Consider the following 20015-nt stretch of genomic DNA (forward strand, 5'->3'; position numbering starts at 1 on the left):
TCCCTCCGCGGTCGCCTGGCCGTGGGCTGGGTGAGCGCATCGGAAAGACCCTTTTCGCTGGTGAGCCTCTTACCACTGGGTGGGTTCTGTGGTGTACGCGTGTGTAAAGCGGTCAAATCCTCAATGATAAAAGGAGGTTGCTAGCGTACGCGTCGGCCGTGTGGTTGGGTAATGCGCACTGTTGGGGCGGGAAGCAGGGTTACCTCATGTGGCTGCGACTTTTTCCCCCGTGAAGTCAGGTGCTGGAGGGGGCGCGGGGGATGCGATGGGTTGGCAAGCGATGGCTTGCACTGGGGTGCGTTTGTGGGGCTGTGGCGGCCAGTTGGGGAGTTAGCGGCTGCGATGTGCTGTCCTCTTCGGGGGACGACGACAAGCCGATCATGGTGGGTACGGCCGACCCGGTGAAGACGCTCGACCCGGCCGGAGCGTACGACGCGGGCTCCTGGGGGCTGTACAGCAACATCTTCCAGTCGTTGCTGACGTTCACGCCCGCCGCTCCCAAGCCGGTGCCCGACGCGGCCAAGAAATGTGGCTTCACCAGCGATGAGTTGCTGACGTACGTCTGCGAGTTGCGGTCGGGCCTGCGCTTTACCAGCGGTCGCGACATCACGGCGCAGGACGTGAAGTTTTCCTTCGACCGGATCGTCGCCATTCACGACCCGGGCGGCCCGATGCCCCTGCTCAACAGCCTCAAATCGGTCGAGGCCAAGGGCGCGAACAAGGTGGTCTTCCATCTCAGTTCGGCGGATGCGACGTTCCCGTACAAGATCGCCACGGGCGCCGGTTCCATCGTGGACCGTGAGAAGTACAGCGCGAGTAAGTTGCGCACCGGCGACGATGTGGTCGGCTCGGGCCCGTACGTCCTCAAGAAGTACGAACACGAAAAGATCGCCGAACTACGCTCCAACTCCCGCTACAAGGGCGCACTGAAGGACACCGGCAAGCCCGTCACCGTCCGCTACTTCAAAGACGCTGAGAAGCTACGGGATGCCTGGAAGAAGCGAAATGTCGATGTTGCCGCGCGGCAGTTGCCTTCCGCGTATCTGAAGTCGCTGTCTCCCTCCGACTCCTCGGTCCGAGTGATGAACAACCCCGGCGCTACCACGGGCAACTTGGCATTCAACGTGCGTACGGGTTCGGCGATGAAGAACCCGGCGGCGCGGCGGGCTATTGCGGCTGTGGTCGATCGCGGTGAGCTCATTAGCATCGCCCACAGCCGCACCGTCGATTCGCTCTACTCGCTGATCCCCAAGGGCGTCACCGGCCATAGCACCGCCTTCTACGACGCCTACCCGAAGCCCAGCCCCGACCGTGCCCGCCGCATACTCCGTGATGCGGGCATCACCACGCCGGTCAACTTCACCATGGCGTACCCGTCGGGCTCGGCGGCGAAGGCGGAAGGAGCGGAACTCAAGGCCCAGTTGGAGGAGACGGGCCTGTTCAAGGTGACGTTCAACCAGTACGACTGGAACACATTCCAGAACGGATTCAATAAGGGCGCATACGATGCGTACGGCATCATCTGGTACCCGGACTTCCTCGATGCCGACACCTTCATCAGCCCGTTGGTCGGCGCCGAGTCCACGTTGCACAACGGATACAGCAATGCCAAGGTGGACGGCCTGATTCGCGATACGCAAAAGAGCCCACAGCGGGAACGGGTGGTCGGGGACTTCCGCGAGATTCAGCGCATCGTGGCCCACGACGTGCCGCTGCTGCCGCTATGGCAGGGCAAGGACACGGTCGTCAGCAAGGACTCCATATCCGGCACGCAGTTCCTGTCGGAGGGAACCGGCATGTGGCGGCTGTGGGAGCTGGACCGCATTTAGGGGCCCTGCACTGAGCCCCCGCCAATACCTCGTCCGGCACTCGCGGCGTCATGTCTCAACGGCCATTGCCGCCTGCTCCTGAAGCGCCTGGATCAGCGTCGCCACCGAGGCACAGGCGTTCCGGCGCAGCACGGCTACGCCAATGTGCCGAGTGGGGGCCGGCGGATTGATGGGAACGGCCCGCAGGCCCGGGATCTCTGGGGCCAGCGCGATGGAGGGGATCAGCGAGATGCCCACGCCGGCGGCGACGAGCGAGCGGGCGAAGAAGTAGTCGGTCGTCGTGCCGCGTATCTTCGGGGCGAATCCCGCGCGCTCGGCGTAACGCAGCAGGTAGACCTCCGTCTTGAGGCAGCCGAGCACCCAAGGTTCGTCCGCCAGTTCCGCGATGTCGAGTGCCTGGCAGCCGGCCAGCGGGTGTGCCTCGGGCAGGACGACGTGCAGGGGGTCCGCCAGCAGCGCGGTCCATTCCACGGCGGAACTCTTGCCCGACCGGCCGGGCAGCGGCCCGTCGAAGTGGTAGGCGAGCGCGATATCCACGGCACCTTGGCGGACCAGAGGCAGGCTGTCCTCGGGTTCGGCCTCCCTGACGTGGACCACGGTGTCGGGATGGGCGGCCGTCATGCGGGTGAGGGCGCCGGGCAGCAGGAGTCGGCCGCCGCTGGTGAAGGTGGCGAGGGTGCATTGGGTACGACCGGTGCCCAGCCGGTCGATCTGCCGTTTGGCGTGCGCGAGTTCCGCGGCTACCGACTCAGCGGCCCCCACCATGATCCGGCCGGCCTGGGTGAGGGTCGTCCCTCGGGTACTGCGTTCCACGACCTGCACGCCGAGGCTGCGCTCCAGGGCCGCGACGTGCTGCGAGACGGCCGAGGGAGTGAGTCGCAGGGCGGTCGCCGCCTGAGTGAAACTGCCGTGCTCCGCCACCGCACGCAGGACGCGAAGCCGCTGCACATCAATCAACAGTTTTCCTTAAGGCGTCTCCAGCAAGCAAGCACTTCTGCTGGCGACTGTAGATGTCCAGGATGGGGGCATGCAAAGCATCTGCGTCATCGGCGGCAACCGGTACTTCGGCAAGACCCTGGTCCAGCGCCTACAGGCCGCGGGACACCACGTCACTGTGCTCAACCGCGGCTCGACCTCGCCGCCTGACGGTGTTGAGCACCTTGTCGTCGATCGCGACGACGAGGCGGCCCTCACCGCCGCCCTCGTGCCCTGCACCTTCGATGTGGTCATCGACCAGGTTTGTTACACCCCGGTACAGGCCGCGATCGCCGCCCGCGCTTTCCAGGGCCGCACCCGCCGGTACGTCATGACGTCCACCATCGAGGTCTACGACCCATCGACCGCCGTGTTGCGTTCCCTCCCGCAGGGCACACCGGTGCCAGAAGAGGCCGTGGACCCCGCTACGTGGCAGGTGCGTACGGATCTGCCCTGGCACGATGACGCCTACCTGGAAGCGCACTACGCCGAGGGCAAGCGTCAGGCGGAGGCCGTCTTCACTCAGCAGGGCGGGTTCGCGTTCGCCGCTGTGCGCAGCGCCCACGTACTTGGCGGCGGCGCGCAGGAGTTCACCGGCCGGCTGGCGCACTACGTCGAGCACATCACCCAGGGCAGGCCGCTTACCGTGCATCCCGCGGAGCTGCCCACCGTCTTCATTCACCATGAGGAGCTGGCCGACCTGCTGCGGTGGGCAGCCACGGACACCTCCTTCACTGGTCCGGTGAACGCCTGCTCGGACGGCCAGTTCGATGTACGCGAGCTCTGCTCCGTGATCGCTACCCGAATCGGCCGCGAGCCGGTGTACCGCACCGCAGCCCCGGGCGAGCCGGCTTCGCCGTTCTCCTTCGACCGCCACTACGCCATGAGCAACGCCCGCGCGAAGCAACTGGGCTTCACCTTCTCCCACACCGCCGACTGGCTGCCCGACGCCGTGTCCGAAGCCATCACCGCAGCCGCCACCCCGGCACCCTGAACACCCCGGCACTTTGCGCACCCCCGGCACCTGAGCACCCGGCACCCTGAGCACCACGAACACGGGAGAACAGACGCATATGAAGTACCGCACCTTGGGGAGCACCACGGTCAGCGCGATCGGTTTGGGCGCCATGCCCCTGTCCATCGAGCACCGCCCGGACGAGGAACGAGCGGTGGCGACCATTCACGCTGCCCTCGATGCCGGCGTCACGCTCATCGACACCGCCGACAGCTACCACTGGCACGCCGACGAGCGCGGCCACAACGAACTCCTCATCGCCCGCGCCCTGGCCCGTTACGGCGGCGACACCTCCCATGTCCTCGTCGCCACCAAGGGAGGCCGGGGCCGCCCCGGCGACGGTAGCTGGACCGTCACCGGCACCCCCGCCCATCTCAAGGACGCCGCTGAAGCTTCCCGCAAGCGCCTGGGAGTGGAGGCCATCGGCCTGTACCAGGTGCACAAGCCCGACCCTGACGTGCCGTGGGCGGAATCGGTTGGGGCGCTGCGCGATCTGCTCGACGCCGGCACCATCCGCGCCGCCGGGGTCTCCAATGTGACCACCGGCCAGATCAGCGAGGCCCACGCCATCCTCGGCGTTTCGCTCGTGTCCGTGCAGAACGAGTTCTCCCCCGCCACTCGCGACGCCGAGCCCGCGCTGGAGCTGAGCACCCGACTCGGCCTGGCCTTCTTGCCCTGGAGCCCGCTGGGCGGCATCTCGCGCAGTTCCCTGGACGGCCCGTCCGGCACCACCTCCGCGGGCACCACCTCCGCGGGCACCGCCTCCGCGGGCACCGCCTTTCACCACATCGCGGCCGAACACGGCGTCAGCCCGCAACAGATCGCCCTGGCATGGCTGCTGGCCCGCTCCCCGGCGGTCATCCCGATACCGGGGTCCAGTCGCCCGGCCTCGATCCAGGACTCGGCCGGGGCCACGGAGATCGAGCTCAAGGCGGCGGAACTGGCACAACTGGATGCCGCATTGCCGAAGTGCCACATTGACGCGCCGTCACCGCGGTGACCTGTGCCAATGCTGCGGTGACGCGCGCCGACGCGCCGGCGCCGGGGGCGAGGGTGGGGGAAATCGGGTCCGGGGCCGGGCTCGGAATCGGGGTGCGACAGGAACCACGGCCGAACTCATAGCTCGTGCTTGGCCAGGAACTCCGTGATCAGCTCCGTCCACTCCGCCGGCCGCTCCGCCATCGGCAGATGCCCGGTTGCCAACTCCGCGTAGGCGGCGCCCGGGATGGCGTCGGCCAGCACGCGCGAGTTGGCGGGGGAGACCAGCAGGTCCTCGGTGGTGGCGATGACGAGCGTGGGAACGGTGATGCGGGGAAGGTCGGCCGTGGTGTCCACCGTCAGCGCCAGGGCCGCCTGCTCGGGGGCGCCGGGCGGGACCGAGGCGGCGATGTCTTCGAGCAGCGGATCGAGTTCGGTGGCGGTGAAGCTCTCGTACATCGCGGGCGCGAACGCCGTCAGTGCCACGAACTCGGCGAACGCCCGCCGATCGTCCTGGGCCAGCAGCCGCAGCCAGAGGTGGAGCGAGGTCCGCAACCGGTTGTCGGCCCTGGCGAGGCCGGCCGTCAGGACCAGGCCGCGTACGCGTTCCGGGTGTCGGGCGGCGGCCCGTACGGCGACGGCCGTGCCCAGCGAATAGCCGATCAGAGTGAAGGTCTCCACGCCGGCCGTGACCGCCTCCGCGACCAACGCGTCGCGAGCCCGTCCAGCATCAGCGGCCCGGTGGCGCGCGGCGTGGCACCGGAGCCCGGGTAGTCGGGCGCGACGACGGTGTGGCCGGCGGCGAGTGCCGGGATGAGCGGAACGAAGTTGCCCTCGATGCTGCCGCTGGCCCCATGCGCGAGCAGCAGCCCCGGGCCCGAACCGGTGACCTGCGTCGAGAGCGGCCCGACCGGCGCGGGCCACGGCAGTCCAGAACCGGCCCCCGAACCCGAACCGGAATGCGAACCGGAAGCAGCGTCGGAACGCGAGACGGAGGCGGCATCGGTGGGGGAGCCGGGGCGTACAACGGAGGCGGTGGAGGCCGCGGGAATCTGTGTCATGGCCGAAAGGTTGGCAATTGACATCAGTGTGAAGGTCAAGTCGGTACGGAAGGACGGCCGGGTGTGATGCGGATCGGCGAACTGGCGCGTCGTACGGGGGTCAGCACCAGGCTCCTGCGCTACTACGAGGAGCAGGGCCTGCTGGCGGCCGAGCGGGACAGCAACGACTACCGCCGCTACGCGCCGGACGTCGTGCACACCGTCCAGCGAGTGCGCGAACTGCTGGCCACCGGGCTGAACACGCAGGCCATCCGCGAGGTACTGCCCTGCACCCAGAGCGCTGGCCCTGGCGTACGGGAGTGCGCGCACTTCACGGAGATCGTGGACGGCCAGCTGTCCAAGCTGGACGGCGAGATCGCCGAACTCCAGCGCCGCCGCGCCGCACTGACCGACTACGCGGCCCTCTCAGACGCCCCTGCCAGCCCTGTCACCGCTCCCGCCCCTGCCCCCGCCTCAGCATCAGGGCCGGTCTCCGTCGCGGGCCCGGCCTTGACTTTTGGCCAGCCTTGAAGGCTGGCCGTATGGGATCGCGCGTAAAAAGGCGTGTTCGGCACAATGAGCCTGTGACGAACAACGAGGACGCCGAAGCACCGTCCATCAGCACAGGATTCGTTGCAGGCATGCTGATCGGCATCGCAGTCGGGCTCGTGCTCGGGCTGACGGTCTTCAACAACACGGCGATCGGTTTGGTGCTCGGCAGCGGCGCGGGCGGAGTCCTCGGTATCACATTCGCCGCAGTACGGCGCGGCCAGTCCCCATGAGCACGTCCAAGGCTGCTCAGCTTGTTCATGCGAAAGGGCCCCGCCCGGCCGAAGCCGGAGTGGGGCCCTGTACACGCCATGGCGTCGGTGCGTAAGACGCCCGTACGAACAGCCAAGCCGTTAGCTCAGAAGCGGCGGGTGATCAGCGCTCGCTTCACTTCCTGGATCGCCTTGGTGATCTCGATGCCACGCGGGCACGCCTCCGTGCAGTTGAACGTCGTGCGGCAGCGCCACACGCCGTCCCGGTCGTTGAGGATCTCCAGTCGCTGCTCGCCGCCCTCGTCACGCGAGTCGAAGATGAAGCGGTGGGCGCCCACGATCGCCGCCGGGCCGAAGTATTGCCCGTCATTCCAGAACACCGGGCACGAGGAGGTGCACGCGGCACACAGGATGCACTTGGTCGTGTCATCGAAGCGCTTGCGGTCCTCGGCGGACTGCTGGCGCTCGCGTGTCGGCTCGTTGCCCGTGGTGATCAGGAAGGGCATCACGTCGCGGTACGCCTGGAAGAACGGCTCCATGTCCACCACGAGGTCCTTGAGGACCGTCAGGCCCTTGATGGGCTCGACCGTGATCGGCTTGTGCGGGTTGATGTCCTTGATCAGCGTCTTGCACGCCAGCCGGTTGCGGCCGTTGATCCGCATCGCATCCGAGCCGCAGATGCCGTGCGCGCACGAACGCCGGAAGGTCAGGGTGCCGTCGAGGTCCCACTTGATCTTGTGGAGGGCGTCCAGGACGCGCTCCTTGGGATCGATCTGGAACTGGAAGTCTTCCCAGATCGCCTGGTCCGAGATCTCCGGGTTGAACCGGCGAATGCGGAAGGTGACCGTGACCAGGTGCGCGGCGGATGACTCGGCGTCCGCCAGCGCCGATGAGTTCTTCTCAAGGGTCGCGCTGCTCATCAGTATTTACGCTCCATCGGCTCGTAGCGGGTCTGCACGACCGGCTTGTAGTCGAGCCGGATCGACTCGACGCCGTCTGCACCCACCTCGCGGTACGCCATGGTGTGCCGCATGAAATTGACGTCGTCGCGGCTCGGGTAGTCCTCGCGGTAGTGACCGCCGCGCGACTCCTTGCGGGCCAGCGCGGAGACGGCCATCACCTCGGCCAGATCGAGCAGGTTGCCCAGCTCGATGGCCTCCAGGAGGTCGGTGTTGAACCGCTTGCCCTTGTCCTGCACGGACACGTTGAGGTAGCGCTCGCGCAGCGCGCCGATCGCCTCGACCGCCGTCTTGATGGTCTGCTCGGTGCGGAACACCATCACGTTGGCGTCCATCGTCTCCTGGAGCGCCTTGCGGATCTCGGTGACCCGCTCGGTGCCGGTCGAGTCCCGCAGCCGCTCGACCTGCTCGACCACGAGCGACGCCGGGTCGTCGGGCAGCTCGACGTACTCGGCCTTGGTGGCGTACTCGGCGGCGGCGATGCCCGCGCGACGGCCGAAGACATTGATGTCGAGCAGCGAGTTGGTGCCGAGTCGGTTCGCTCCGTGCACCGAGACGCAGGCGACCTCGCCGGCGGCGTACAGGCCGGGTACGACGGTGTCGTTGTCGGCCAGCACCTCGCCTTGGACGTTGGTCGGGATGCCACCCATCGCGTAGTGCGCGGTGGGCTGGATCGGAATCGGGTCGGTGTACGGCTCGATGCCCAGGTAGGTCCGCGCGAACTCGGTGATGTCCGGCAGCTTGGCGTCGAGCTGCTCCGGCGGCAGGTGCGTCAGGTCCAGGAAGACGTGGTCGCCCTCGGGTCCGCAGCCGCGGCCCTCGCGGATCTCGGTGTAGATCGAGCGGGAGACGACGTCACGCGAGGCGAGGTCCTTCATGACGGGTGCGTACTTCTCCATGAAGCGCTCACCGTCCTTGTTCCGCAGGATGCCGCCCTCACCACGGGCGCCCTCGGTGAGCAGGATGCCCATGCGCCAGATGCCCGTCGGGTGGAACTGGAAGAACTCCATGTCCTCTAGCGGCAGCCCGCGCCGGTACACGGCCGCCTGGCCGTCGCCGGTGAGGGTGTGCGCGTTGGAGGTCACCTTGAAGAACTTGCCGCAGCCGCCGGACGCGTAGATGACGGCCTTCGCCTGGAAGACGTGGATCTCGCCGGTGGCCAGCTCGTACGCGACCACACCGGCCGACCTCTTGACGCCGTCCACCTCGGTGATGAGCTGGTCAAGGACGTAGAACTCGTTGAAGAACTCCACGCCCTCCTTGATGCAGTTCTGGTACAGCGTTTGGAGGATCATGTGGCCGGTACGGTCCGCGGCGTAGCAGGACCGGCGGACCGGGGCCTCACCGTGGTTGCGTGAGTGGCCACCGAACCGGCGCTGATCGATGGTGCCATCTGGGGTGCGGTTGAACGGCAGGCCCATCTTCTCCAGGTCGAGGACCGAGTCGATGGCCTCCTTCGCCAAAATCTCGGCGGCGTCCTGGTCAACCAGGTAGTCGCCGCCCTTGATCGTGTCGAAGGTGTGCCACTCCCAGTTGTCTTCCTCGACGTTGGCCAGGGCGGCGGCCATGCCGCCCTGCGCCGCGCCGGTGTGGGAGCGGGTGGGGTAGAGCTTCGTCAGGACGGCGGTCCGGCTGCGCTTGGTCGACTCGATGGCCGCGCGCATCCCGGCGCCACCGGCGCCGACGATGACGGTGTCGTACTTGTGGATCTTCATCGGTATGCGTCAGCCCCGGGCTCTAGCGGATGTTCGGGTCGAAGGTGAAGATCACCAGCGTGCCCAGCAGGATGGTCCACACGGTGGCGCAGTAGAGCACCGTCTTCAGCCAGAAGCGGGTCTGGTCGCGCTCCGCGTAGTCGTTGATGATGGTGCGCAGCCCGTTGGCGCCGTGCAGCATCGCCAACCACAGCATCACCAGGTCCCACGCCTGCCAAAACGGCGAGGCCCAGCGACCGGCGACGAAGGCGAAGCCGAGCCGGGAGACACCGCCGTCGATCACCAGCTGGATCAGCAGGTGGCCAAGGACCAGGACCGTGAGCACGATGCCGGACAGCCGCATGAACAGCCAGCCGTACAGCTCGAAGTTGGTCCGGCTGCCCTTCGGCGTCTTTGAGGTGCGCGCCCGGGGCGGCTCGATGAGCGGGGCGGGGTGCTCGACGTCGTACGCCGGGACCGCGTCGTTGATCGCAGGGGTCGTGTCAGTCGCCATCATCAGCTCCCGAAGAGGTCGCGCAGGGAGTGCTCCATGATCGGGTAGAAGGCGCCGGCCATCAGGACGACCCAAAGACCCACCGAGACCCAGAGCATCTGCTTTTGGTACCGCGGACCCTTCGACCAGAAGTCCACGGCGATGACCCGCAGGCCATTGAGCGCGTGGAAGAGAACGGCCGCGGCGAGGCCGTACTCCATCAGGTTCACTACGGGATTCTTGTAAATCGCGATCGTTTCGTCGTACGCCTCGGGTGAGACACGGACGAGTGCGGTGTCCAGAACATGGACGAGCAGGAAGAAGAAAATGGTCACGCCGGTGACTCGATGAGCCACCCAGGACCACATGCCTTCCCGGCCGCGGTACAGCGTTCCAGCCGGCACGGAAAACCCTCCGGGAGCGGGGATTGGGGCCACCGGCTTCACTGTCGGTCGGGCCCGGCCGGGTATGGTCCACCGGCCCTGGCCATCGTAGCGACGTGTTGTCGGTTCCCCGCGCCGGGGTCCGGTGGTGTGATCAATCAGCCACGTACGGCGTAGGCCAGGGCTGGTCAGGTGCACCGCGTGCGGCCTGGCGACCGCGGAGCGTCAGCTTCCACGGGGGGTAGTCGCCGCGAGGTGGGCGAGCCGTCCTTGTGCCACGCGGCGCAACTCGTCCGCGGCCACCTCCCGCTCCTTCTCGTCCTGGTGACCTAGCCGGGTACGGATCGAGGCCAGTACCTGGCCGAGTACCTCCTCTTGCGGGACGCCGTCCAGGCACAGCACGAAGACGTGTCCGAACTTGCTCTCGTACGCGGCATGCGCCGCCCGCAGCGCGGTATGCGCGGCGAGCGTGCCCGGTCCCTGCGAGCCGGAGGGCGGGTGTTGGACGACGGATTCGTCGGCCAGCGCCTCCGTGAGGTCGGTCGAGGTGAGGTCGTAGCTCGCCTCGGCGGCGGCGGCGAGCAGCGCAGCCAGATCGGGATAGGGGCGGTGCCCGGCGATCCGGCGCGCCCAGCGGCGGCTGCCGCAACAGGCCAGCAGCGCGGCCTCGGCGGCCCCGTCCGGGGCAGCGTTGAACCGATCCAGCGCGCAGGCGGCGGGCGCGAGAGCCGGCGACGGGGCCGAGTCCGGCTGTACGTCGGATACCTCGGATACCTCGGATACGTCGGTCGGGGTGGGCGTGTCGGCCGGGGCGGGTGAGGCCCGTAGGGCGGACGCAGCGGACGGGGCGTGGGTGTGCAGGGTATGGGCGTGCGGTTCGTGTTGCGCCGGGGCGGTCGGCGGGCCGGGCAGCACGTCCGGGGCGTCGCTGGACAGCGTGGCCTCCTCGGGATTGGCAGGCCAAAAGGAAAAAGCAGCGAACAGGAAGGGAACGGAAGTACGGGCAGAGCGACGGGCCATGAGAGCAGGGTGGGGCAGTAGGTGACGGATAGGTGACAGAAGAGAGGCGATGAGGGAAAGGGAATGGGAAGAAGAGGTGTCGGGGTGCGGAGGCGAAGAAGGCCGAGAGGAGAGGGTGGGGAGAGGGGTGCAAGGGGAGGGGGAGGCGGAGGTCACCGTAGCGACACCCCCGCGGTGTGGACCTAGTGCGGCGTGTTTTTCACTCGAACGAGAGAGTTTTCGTGCGAGTGATGGACGCTACGCCTTGGCTGTTCGCCCTATTTAACGCCTTAGTGGGAGATTTGCGCCATGAGGATGCCTCGCTCAGTGCCCAAGGCCGCCGTCATCGCCGGTGCCCTCGTGATCGTGGCCGCCTTGGCGATCACGCTGGCCGTACTGGGATGGCCAGGCGACGACGATTCGGGGCCCGCGCACCGGTCAGGTTCCGATTCGGCCTCGCCGACCGGCCCGGATGGCCAGCCGCCCCTCGACGGCCGGTCGCCGCGCCCCCTCGGCTCGGCGAAGGCGCCGCCCGCGCCGCGGGTGGTGCCGGCAGTACGTTCGTATGCTCCCGAGGGCGGCCCAGGTTGGCGGCCGGGCCCGGACTCCCGCATCGTTGCCGACCCCAAGGGCCCGCTCGCCGACGAGGCCAAGCGGCTCGCCCACGAACTCAAGCTCTCCTCCTCCGCTGGCCCACCCCGCCGAGGCGACCTCGCTCTCGCCCTGCGCAACGAAAAGACAGGAAATACAAAGAAGGATGACGAAAAGGGGCGCGAGGTAGCGGCGGAAACCAGGAGCAGGCAGCAGATCAGGAGTGAGCGGGGGAAGGGGAAGGCGCCGGACGCGCGGAGCGCCGCGGCCCGGGAGGTGGCGGCGCGGCTGGCCCGTGAGGCGTACGTCCTGACGGTGCGGGACGGGCAGGCGTTGATCACCGGTTCCGATGACGCGGGCGTCTTCTACGGCACCCGCACCGTCCGACAGGCACTGCGCTCCGGCGACGGGCGGTTGCCCGCCGGTGTCGTACGGGATCGCCCGGACCGCCCACAGCGCGGGCTCATGATCGACACGTCGCGCAAGCACTTCCCGGCGAGTTGGCTCGAAGCCCGGGTGCGGGAGGCGGCCGACCTCAAGCTCAACCAGATCGGGCTGCACTTCTCGGACGACCAGGGCTTCCGGATCGAGAGCAGCTCACATCCGGAGATCGTCTCCGATCCGCATCTGACCAAGGCGCAGGTGCGGCGAATCGTGCGGTTGGCCGACCAACTGCACATCGCGGTGATTCCGGAGATCGACTCGCCCGGCCATCTCGGCACGGTGATCCGCGCCCACCCGTCTCTGCAACTGCGCGGCACGGACGGTCACGCGCCGCGCGGCACGATCGACATCTCCGCACCGGGCGCGGCCCGCATCCTGGACGATCTGCTCCGCGAGTTCGCCCCGCTGTTCGCGACCAAGAGCGGCGGCGGCCCGTACTGGCATCTCGGCGGGGACGAGTACCAGGCCCTGACCGTGCGCGACCCGGAAGGCACCTTCCCGGAGTTGGCTGAGCGGGCCGAGAAGAAGTATGGGTCCGGAGCGCGGGTGCAGGACCTGGCCACCGGCTGGCTCAACGACCGCGCAAAGGTCGCCCGGCGGGCCGGGGCCAGGGTCAAGGCGTGGAACGACGGCTTCTTCCGGGGCGGTGTGGTGCACGCCGACAACGATCGGGAGGTGGAGTATTGGACGGGCAAGGAGATCGGCGCCCGACAGCCCGAGGAGTATCTGCGGCAGGGCCGTCCAGTGATCAACGCGAACGACGAGTACCTCTACTACGTACTCGGTGAGCCGAACGACTTCCCGTACCCGACGGGCCGGCGGATCTACGAGCAGTGGTCGCCTCGGGTCCTGCGGGGCAGCCAGCCGGTACCGGCCGAACTCGCCGGTCCGGAGAGGGTGTTGGGTGGACGGTTTGCGATCTGGTGCGATATCTCCGGCGCGCAAACAACAGAACAGGTAGCGCGCGGCATCCGCGCGCCCCTGCGCGCCCTGGCGCAACGCGTATGGGACCCGCGTCAACCGTCGCTGCCGTGGGCGCAATTCGCGGCGCTGGGGGATGAGGTGGCGGCGCCGCGGTGAGTGGTGGCCGACACCCCAGGGCCTTTCCTGATGACCCGCCCTCGCCGTGAAGAGAGCGGGCCGCCGCGCGTGCGTGGGCTGGGCCTGGACATAGATCCTGGGCCCCAGGTCGGCTAGATCGGCATCACCCATGGTGCTGCCTGATGCTCAGAAGGTGCGTAGCCGGTAGGCACGACTCGCGGCCCTCCTCCATCCCTTGGAAGAGGGCCGCAAGCGCAGCGGATCGCCGCCAGAAGGCAGGGGCGTACGCGGAGGCAGCAGAGACGAGGCTGCGCTTCCCCGAAGCGCTGCGCCTGCACGACTGGCGCCACAGCAAGGTCACTGAAGGGTGTGGAGGCCGGAAGAAACCCCGTGGAAGTCTCCGCGAACGCCCGGCACCACTCCCCGAGACACATCGTGACTCGTACGGTCAGCGGCGGGCCGAAGGGGCCCGCAAGCTGGCGGCTGGGACGGCGCGGCGCATCGGTCTGAGTGAGCCTGAGTGAATCGGCAAACGCGTTGGTCACGCCGTTGGTCACGCGGGGGTCTGGCCGCCACATCGCCGCAGGTCAGAGCCCTAAAAAGCCTCAAGACGGTCGGGGCCGCCACCCCCCACAGGAGAGGCCCCGACCGCCGTACGAGACGGGCCCGTTTACGAGCCCGTATCACCTACAGCGCCACGCACCCCGAATGCGTCACACCGGGCCCTCGATGCCGGTCTGGACGCGGCCTAGCGGATGCCCGTAACGTGCTGGTCCGCGCCGCTGGGCGCGGCGATTGCTTATCTCTTCGCGGCCTGGACGATCGGCCGTGTGCCAGGGGGACTGAAATGTATCCGTGCGGGAATTGCCGCGCTGTCGCCGTCGGCGCTGATGGGCGCTGCGCTGCGTGCGGCTCCTACCAGCAGCAACAGCAGCAGCCACTGCCAAGCGCCCCTCCCCTTGGCTATCCGGCCCCCGGCCCGTACGGCATGGGCATGACCGCCCCAGCCGATCTGCGGCGCGGGCTGTCCACGGCGCTCATGGTGTTGTTCGGGGTGGCGATCGCGGCGCTGGTGCTCGCTTTGATCGCACGTGGCGGCCAGTACAGCCAACTCGGCGACCAACTCGACGGAAAGCACGTCACCCGGGACGAGATCGAGGATGCCGACGCCTTCTACCTCGGCATGTTTGTCCTGAGCAGCCTGGTCATGGTGGCCATCGCTGTCGTGTGGGCCATCTGGTTCCGGCGGCTGCGGTTGAACGCCGAGACATTTGCGCCGGGGCAGCACCGGTTCACCTCCGGTTGGGCGGCGGGCGCCTGGTTCACGCCGGTGGTGAACCTCTGGTTCCCCAAGCAGATCGCCAACGACATCTGGCGGGCCAGCTCCCCGCAGGGCCCACACAGCGTGCCGCGGGGCCTGCTCAATGCCTGGTGGGTGACGTGGATCTCGGGCGGCGTGATCTTCGGGTTGGCAGCGACCAGGTACAGCAACGCGAAGAACGAGGCGGAAGAGAGCTTCCACTTCATCACCAGGAACGCCGCGGAGGACGCCCATTCGGCCCTCGCCCTCCATATGTTCGGGTACGTGGTGACCATCGCCTCCGCGATCCTCGCCATCCTCGTCGTCCGGCAGATCACCGGCATGCAGCAGCAGCGCGCCCTGCTGCCGCCGCAGAGCGGCGCCGGCTCGGACCCGTTCGGTGGCATGGGCGGCGCCCAGCCGTACGGGGTCCAGGGTGCCCAGCCGTACGGAGTGCAGGGCGGGCAGCCCTACGGGACGACCCAGCCCTACGGGGGTGCCGCGCCCTACGGCGGCCAGCAGTACGGTGGACAGCAGTTCGGCGGTGACCCTGGCACGCCGCCGGGGTCCGGGCAGCAGCAGGCGCCGGGGCAGCAGAACCCGTATGGCTCCGGTCCCGCCGGATACTGACACTGACGGGCGGCCCGGACGACGACCACGTACGGCGCCGCTGAGCAGCGGATACTCCAAGTGGAGCAGGTTGAGGGCGTGCAGGGGGACGACGGGGAACTGACCGCCGCGGTGTGCGCGGCGCAGGACGGGGACGAGGCCGCATTCCGGACCGTCTATCGGTCCGTGCATCCGCGGCTGCTCGGGTACGTCCGGACGCTGGTTGGTGAGTCGGATGCGGAAGACGTCACCTCGGAGTCCTGGCTGCAAATAGCGCGAGACCTCGGCAGGTTCGACGGGGACGCGGATCGATTTCGGGGTTGGGCGGCGCGTATCGCCCGCAACCGGGCGCTCGATCACATCCGCATGCGCGGGCGGCGCCCGGCCATTGGCGGGGATGAGACCGAACTCGCGGACCGGGCAGCCGACGCCGACACCGCACGCGAGGCCCTGGAGTCGCTTGGCACCGGGCGCACCCTTGCGCTCATCGCCCAGTTGCCCAGGGACCAGGCCGAGGCTGTGGTGCTACGGGTCGTCGTCGGCCTTGACGCGAAGAGCGCGGCCGGGGTGCTCGGCAAGCGGCCCGGTGCCGTACGCACCTCGGCACACCGCGGATTGCGGCGGCTCGCCGATCTCATCGAGGGGCCTGTGGATGAGCCGGTGGCCAGCGCTGTTATGGGTGGCGCCGCCGCCGGGTCGCCGCCGGGAGCGGGTCGTGTGGAGGGCACGGTGGCGACGGAATCCGGCCCGCTGCCGCGCCGCGGAACGGGATCTTCCGTACGGCCGGGAGCAGCGGCGTTCGCTGGCCGAGACGGCACACCAACCGAGGTGGTGGGAGCGGATGCCACGGGGGAGGCGCTCTCGGCGCAGCGCCTGGGGCGCAGTGGCGCGGCGGCGTCCGCGAGTGTGACGGATTCGTGCCCGCGGACGCAGAGGGACATGTGATGGCCGACAAGCACCAGTACGGCTGGCTGGATGATGATGCCGTGGAGCGTTTGCTACGCGGCGCTCCGGTGGATGGCCCGGGCGGGTTCGGCGCGACGGACAGCGAAGACCCTGCGGATGCCGCGGATGCCGCGGATGCCGCGGATGCCACGGACGTTGCGGACGTTGCGGATGTTGCGGTACGGACTGGGCGGGGGCCGTCCGAGGCCGTACGAATCGCCAGAGTGCGGACCGCGTCCAATGGCGGCCGGGACACGGGGCGTCCGTCGACGTTCGCTGGCCGTGCCTCCGATGGGTGTGCCTCCACTGGACGTGCCACAGCCGGCGGTCCGGCGGAAGGTGTTCCAACTGGGGACGCTCTGACGGGAGATGTCCCGGCCGGATCGGGTGCCGCGACGAGAACGGGTGCTCCAGTTGGGGCCGGTGACCGGGCGGGCAAAGCGGCGTCGGCCTCGGCCGACGCCGAAACACCCGCTGTGGGGGCGGTTGCGGGCCGGTCCACGCCGGTTCAGGACGGGGCGGACCACCTCGCGGCGAAGCGCCTCGCGGGCGTGCTCGCGGCGGTGGCCGACGAGGCGATGGGCCCGTTGGCCCACGCGGTGCGCCTGGACCGCCCGATGCCCGGCGAGGAGGCCGCGGTCGCGGCGTTCCGCGCGGCGCGGGCCGCCGCCGCGCTGTCAGGGCCCGGCGCGCTACCAGCCGAGGCGCCCGGGGCCGGGCCGCGCGGAGCGGGCGCGACATCGCAGATCACCGAACGCCGCGCGCCCGGCGAACCGGGTCGGCCGGCACCACAGATCACCGGCCCGGTGCTGGGCGGGCCCGCAACGGGCGGGGTCCCAGGCGTTCGCGGGGCCGGCACCGGTGGCCCAACGGCGCACGGGCCCGCCCGGGGGGCTAGCGCTCGCGGAACTGGCGTTCCTGGCCCCGATGTTCCAGGCACCGATGCCCCAGGCGCCGACGTCCGGGGCCTCGATACCCAAGGCGCCGATACCCAAGGCGCCGATGCTCAGGGCTACGGTGCTCGCGGCGCGTCCCCGCAGGGGCGCGGCACGTTGGTCGGTGCGCGCGCCAGGCGCAACGCCTTCGGACCGGCGGCAACCGGCGTCGTCGGCCGGGCGGACACCGGCCCGGGCCGCAGGGGAAAGACCACCCCGGGGAGGCCATCATCAGTGGGTCGCCCGCTGCGCGCTGGCTTCGCCGCAGCCCTGGTGGGTTGCGCCCTCGGCGGTGTTGCCGTCGCGACCGGTACGGGAATGCTGCCGACGCCGTTTCGCAGCGGCCCGCAGCCCGCACCGGCCTCCAGCGTGACCGCGGCCGAAAGCCCTCATGGCCAGTTGCCGCAACCGAAGATCAGCGAAGCGAGCGAGGCGTCGTCTGTCGGGCCGAGCGGGTCCGCGCCGGCGTACGAGGACGGCGTCGGCTCCACCGGTCCCGCATCCGCGCCCCCGGGCGATGGCAGCCCGGACCCCGGCATGCATCCCAGCCCCGGTGTCGGCGATACGGACGACCCCGGCGGCGACCACGGCCAGGAAGGCGCCGACACTGGGAGCGATGGTCGTCCCAGTCAGCAGCCCCCGCGGTGGACGCCCGACCCGAACAAGAAGCGTTGGGTCGTGGCGATGTGTCGGGAGTACGTCGCGACGAAGAACGGCGAGGACACCGCCCTCGACTCGCACACGCTACTCAAGCTGGAACGCGCGGCGGGTGGCGCTGACGCGGTACGCACATTCTGCAAGGGCGTTCTGAGCGGTGGGAGCGGCGAAGGCGGCTCACGCCCCGGCGGTGGTGGCGGTGGTGGTCATCAAGATGGTGGTCCCGCCGGTGACCACGGTGGCGATCACGATGGGGAGCACGGCGGGGGCCCGGGTGATGGTGACCATGACGGCGGCCACAGCGACGGTGGCGGCGATGCTGGAAAGCCTCCGGGAAACGGTGGCAGCCCCTCACCCACACCCACGCCGTCACACACGTCATCGTCCAGCCCCACGGTGACCGAAACGGTAATTCCCGCCACCAACCACTGAATGCCCCCGTCCGCACGCGCGGCGAACGGGTCATGTCGGCCGATCTTCCGCTCGGATAAAGGGGACTAACAGGTAAGAAATGCCCGCTGTGGGGCAACGTGTGCCGGTCAGAACCGATTAGGTGTGACGTTTTCTTCGGCGACGGCGCAGAATGGAACGGGCCGACTGGTCATCGGCCGCGCGCAAGCCGGGGTTCCCCCCGTACCTACGGCTGCGCGCAACTGGCGCGGGTGGGGCACGTTCCCCCGGCCCTGCCCGCGCCCCCTCACCGCACCGCTGCCCTTGGGCGCGGCAGCACAGGCAACCACAGTCAGCCCGTACCGCTTAGCCGCGCCTCCCGGTGCGTACGCACCGGCTTCGAGTCACCTGCTTCGAATCACCGGCTTCGGGCAAAAGCTCCGGCCCGGTGCGTTCCGCGTCCACGGAGCACCACGCACACCTCAACTCGCCTCTGCGCGTAACCACCCGTGGTCATCTACCGGTAGACGACCACCTTGTCACCCGCCTTCACCTGGGCGAAGACTGCGGCGATCTTCTTCTCGTCGCGGACGTTGACGCAGCCGTGGGAGGCACCGCTGTAGCCACGGGCGGCGAAGTCCGACGAGTAGTGGATCGCCTGACCGCCGCTGAAGAACAGGGCGTACGGCATCGGGGAGTCATAGATCGTCGAAACGTGGTCACGGCTCTTGAAGTCCACCTTGAAGGTGCCCTCGCGCGTCGGCGTGTACTGCGAGCCGAACCGAACGTCCATCGCGGCGACGACCTTGCCGTTCACCATCCACGCCAGCGTCCTGCTGGACTTGCTGATGCACAGTGTCCGCCCCGTCAGACAGCGTGCGTCCGGCTTGGCCATCGGATGAGACGTCGGCGGATACATCGCATCGCGATTCGGCCGCTCCGTCAGGTCGCGCAACTTGGACCAGGTCTTGGCGTCGAGGCTGCCGGAGACCGGGCGGCCGTGGCCGCGCTGGAAGGCGGAGACGGCCGCGCTGGTGACCGAGCCGTAGTAACCGGTCGGCTGGCGGGTGAAGAGGCCGAGTTGGTGCAGCCGGGCCTGGAGTTCCCGTACCGTCTCGCTCCGCGCCCCGGCCGCGAGCACCGGCGGCGGCAGTGGCTTCGCGGTACGTGTCGGCCAGGTGCGCTTGGGCGGCGCGGGCCGGTGTGTGGAGGGCTTCGGCTTCGGGCGGTGCGTACGCGGGGTGGTGCGCGCGGGCTCGGGGGCCTCACGCGTGCGCTGTTGCGGCGTACTGCGCTTGTGCTGTTCGGTGGCGGACGCGCTCCGCGACGCACTGCCTTGCACGGTGTCGGGCTCGCACCCCGTGGCGGCCGTCGTCACGGCCGCCGCTGCTACCGCGGCGAGCGTGGCGCGTACGACGGACACGGATATCTGGCGCATCTACTGCCCCCCACATCACGGATGTTTCCCCCTCCACGTATTCCCGGGGCCGCCGCGTGTCGAACCTCGGGCCGTGCCGAAGCGAGGCGAGCGGCGTGAACAGGACGCGAGGCGGAAGGAAACCGTATCTGGTGACGAGTCGGTCCGACAGCGCGAGCCAGCCGAAGAGGAGGGGAGTGGTGGTGGCGGAAGCGACAGCCGCGCCGTGAGCGACACTGAGGTATGTCCTCTCCACGCCGCACCTGTCCGGTCTGTACGCGCGAGATCGCGGTGGTCGGCGGGCGCTTCGCACGGCACGACCCGCCCGGTCGGCGCGCCACGTACGAGCTGACGTCCTGCCCCGGCTCGCGCCGTATCGCGCCCCTGCTCACCACGGAACCGCCGGCGAAGCTGTTCGGCGGCGCGGACGGCCCGGCGTTGCCGGGGCAGCAGGCGCTGTTTTGAGCAGCTGCTGGGGCGGGCCGTTGGACGGGCGCCTTGTTGGCGCCCGTCTTGTCGATGCCCCGGCAGCCGGGTGCTCTGGCGCCTCGGCGAACCGG

18 protein-coding genes are annotated in these 20015 nt (G+C 69.1%); 10 read left to right on the plus strand and 8 right to left on the minus strand.

Translation table 11 applies throughout. The annotated features are described in order from the left end of the window. Positions 1-260 precede the first annotated feature (260 nt). Positions 261-1829 carry an ABC transporter substrate-binding protein gene (locus tag FHS42_RS08765; RefSeq protein ID WP_184570533.1) on the plus strand — a complete coding sequence of 523 codons (1569 nt, stop codon included), beginning with the start codon at positions 261-263 and terminating at the stop codon, positions 1827-1829. A 48-nt stretch (positions 1830-1877) separates the two neighbouring features. Here the strand turns inward: FHS42_RS08765 and FHS42_RS08770 are convergent, their stop codons facing one another. Continuing rightward, the gene (locus tag FHS42_RS08770; protein ID WP_184570535.1) at positions 1878-2786 is read right to left on the minus strand and encodes a LysR family transcriptional regulator; all 909 of its coding nucleotides are present in this window, start codon (positions 2784-2786) and stop codon (positions 1878-1880) included. Between the two features lie 70 nt (positions 2787-2856). Between FHS42_RS08770 and FHS42_RS08775 the strand changes: the two genes are divergently transcribed. Further along, complete coding sequence (locus FHS42_RS08775) at positions 2857-3798, plus strand: NAD-dependent epimerase/dehydratase family protein (RefSeq protein WP_184570537.1); 942 nt, start codon at positions 2857-2859, stop codon at positions 3796-3798. A gap of 79 nt (positions 3799-3877) precedes the next feature. Then, the gene (locus FHS42_RS08780; protein WP_184570539.1) at positions 3878-4819 is read left to right on the plus strand and encodes an aldo/keto reductase; all 942 of its coding nucleotides are present in this window, start codon (positions 3878-3880) and stop codon (positions 4817-4819) included. A gap of 116 nt (positions 4820-4935) precedes the next feature. Here FHS42_RS08780 and FHS42_RS08785 read toward each other — a convergent pair whose 3' ends face one another. Beyond that, positions 4936-5721 (minus strand): alpha/beta fold hydrolase, encoded by a 786-nt coding sequence (locus tag FHS42_RS08785; RefSeq protein WP_376772550.1) that lies wholly within the window; start codon positions 5719-5721, stop codon positions 4936-4938. A gap of 203 nt (positions 5722-5924) precedes the next feature. On the opposite strand from FHS42_RS08785, the gene FHS42_RS08790 reads away from it, so the two are divergent. After that, the gene (locus FHS42_RS08790) at positions 5925-6368 is read left to right on the plus strand and encodes a MerR family transcriptional regulator (protein WP_184570541.1); all 444 of its coding nucleotides are present in this window, start codon (positions 5925-5927) and stop codon (positions 6366-6368) included. A 53-nt stretch (positions 6369-6421) separates the two neighbouring features. Beyond that, positions 6422-6619: a hypothetical protein gene (locus tag FHS42_RS08795; protein ID WP_184570543.1), complete on the plus strand. Its 198-nt coding sequence runs from the start codon at positions 6422-6424 to the stop codon at positions 6617-6619. A 125-nt stretch (positions 6620-6744) separates the two neighbouring features. Here the strand turns inward: FHS42_RS08795 and FHS42_RS08800 are convergent, their stop codons facing one another. From FHS42_RS08800 to FHS42_RS36765, 5 genes are all read right to left on the minus strand, one after another. Next, positions 6745-7518: a succinate dehydrogenase iron-sulfur subunit gene (locus FHS42_RS08800; RefSeq protein WP_184570544.1), complete on the minus strand. Its 774-nt coding sequence runs from the start codon at positions 7516-7518 to the stop codon at positions 6745-6747. Next, a complete protein-coding gene (gene sdhA / locus FHS42_RS08805) occupies positions 7518-9272 on the minus strand; it encodes a succinate dehydrogenase flavoprotein subunit (RefSeq protein WP_184570546.1) in 1755 nt (584 codons plus the stop codon). Before sdhA ends, FHS42_RS08800 begins: the two co-directional genes overlap by 1 nt. Positions 9273-9294: 22 nt before the next feature. Continuing rightward, complete coding sequence (locus FHS42_RS08810) at positions 9295-9765, minus strand: succinate dehydrogenase hydrophobic membrane anchor subunit (protein WP_184570548.1); 471 nt, start codon at positions 9763-9765, stop codon at positions 9295-9297. 2 nt (positions 9766-9767) lie between these two features. Then, entirely contained in the window at positions 9768-10148 is a 381-nt protein-coding gene (gene sdhC, locus FHS42_RS08815; protein ID WP_184570550.1) for a succinate dehydrogenase, cytochrome b556 subunit, read from the minus strand. Between the two features lie 204 nt (positions 10149-10352). Continuing rightward, a complete protein-coding gene (locus FHS42_RS36765) occupies positions 10353-10832 on the minus strand; it encodes a 2-oxo-4-hydroxy-4-carboxy-5-ureidoimidazoline decarboxylase (protein ID WP_246494428.1) in 480 nt (159 codons plus the stop codon). Between the two features lie 603 nt (positions 10833-11435). Here FHS42_RS36765 and FHS42_RS08825 point away from each other — a divergent pair. The 4 genes from FHS42_RS08825 to FHS42_RS08840 all read left to right on the plus strand — a co-directional run bounded on the left by FHS42_RS08825 (position 11436) and on the right by FHS42_RS08840 (position 18080). After that, positions 11436-13241, plus strand: a complete 1806-nt coding sequence (locus FHS42_RS08825; protein ID WP_246494381.1) for a family 20 glycosylhydrolase — start codon at positions 11436-11438, stop codon at positions 13239-13241. A 955-nt stretch (positions 13242-14196) separates the two neighbouring features. Further along, positions 14197-15132: a DUF4328 domain-containing protein gene (locus FHS42_RS08830; RefSeq protein WP_246494382.1), complete on the plus strand. Its 936-nt coding sequence runs from the start codon at positions 14197-14199 to the stop codon at positions 15130-15132. A gap of 78 nt (positions 15133-15210) precedes the next feature. Next, on the plus strand, positions 15211-16056 hold the full coding sequence (locus FHS42_RS08835) for an RNA polymerase sigma factor (RefSeq protein ID WP_184570788.1): 846 nt from the start codon (positions 15211-15213) through the stop codon (positions 16054-16056). A gap of 476 nt (positions 16057-16532) precedes the next feature. Beyond that, positions 16533-18080: a hypothetical protein gene (locus tag FHS42_RS08840; protein WP_184570556.1), complete on the plus strand. Its 1548-nt coding sequence runs from the start codon at positions 16533-16535 to the stop codon at positions 18078-18080. Between the two features lie 475 nt (positions 18081-18555). On the opposite strand, the gene FHS42_RS08845 is transcribed toward FHS42_RS08840, so the two are convergent. Further along, positions 18556-19476, minus strand: coding sequence for a L,D-transpeptidase family protein (locus FHS42_RS08845; protein WP_184570558.1), 921 nt, complete (start codon positions 19474-19476; stop codon positions 18556-18558). Positions 19477-19698: 222 nt separating this feature from the next. On the opposite strand from FHS42_RS08845, the gene FHS42_RS08850 reads away from it, so the two are divergent. Then, the gene (locus FHS42_RS08850) at positions 19699-19920 is read left to right on the plus strand and encodes a hypothetical protein (RefSeq protein ID WP_184570560.1); all 222 of its coding nucleotides are present in this window, start codon (positions 19699-19701) and stop codon (positions 19918-19920) included. Positions 19921-20015 lie beyond the last annotated feature (95 nt).

This window comes from Streptomyces zagrosensis (genome assembly GCF_014203645.1).
Lineage (GTDB): Bacteria > Actinomycetota > Actinomycetes > Streptomycetales > Streptomycetaceae > Streptomyces > Streptomyces zagrosensis.

Coding starts and splice junctions, on each gene's coding strand:
- FHS42_RS08830 (WP_246494382.1), top strand. CDS start 14,197: ATGACCGCCCCAGCCGATCTGCGGCGCGGGCTGTCCACGGCGCTCATG.
- FHS42_RS08845 (WP_184570558.1), bottom strand. CDS start 19,476: ATGCGCCAGATATCCGTGTCCGTCGTACGCGCCACGCTCGCCGCGGTA.
- sdhA (WP_184570546.1), bottom strand. CDS start 9,272: ATGAAGATCCACAAGTACGACACCGTCATCGTCGGCGCCGGTGGCGCC.
- FHS42_RS08850 (WP_184570560.1), top strand. CDS start 19,699: ATGTCCTCTCCACGCCGCACCTGTCCGGTCTGTACGCGCGAGATCGCG.
- FHS42_RS08790 (WP_184570541.1), top strand. CDS start 5,925: ATGCGGATCGGCGAACTGGCGCGTCGTACGGGGGTCAGCACCAGGCTC.
- FHS42_RS08775 (WP_184570537.1), top strand. CDS start 2,857: ATGCAAAGCATCTGCGTCATCGGCGGCAACCGGTACTTCGGCAAGACC.
- FHS42_RS08810 (WP_184570548.1), bottom strand. CDS start 9,765: ATGGCGACTGACACGACCCCTGCGATCAACGACGCGGTCCCGGCGTAC.
- FHS42_RS08780 (WP_184570539.1), top strand. CDS start 3,878: ATGAAGTACCGCACCTTGGGGAGCACCACGGTCAGCGCGATCGGTTTG.
- FHS42_RS08800 (WP_184570544.1), bottom strand. CDS start 7,518: ATGAGCAGCGCGACCCTTGAGAAGAACTCATCGGCGCTGGCGGACGCC.
- FHS42_RS08825 (WP_246494381.1), top strand. CDS start 11,436: ATGAGGATGCCTCGCTCAGTGCCCAAGGCCGCCGTCATCGCCGGTGCC.
- FHS42_RS08765 (WP_184570533.1), top strand. CDS start 261: ATGCGATGGGTTGGCAAGCGATGGCTTGCACTGGGGTGCGTTTGTGGG.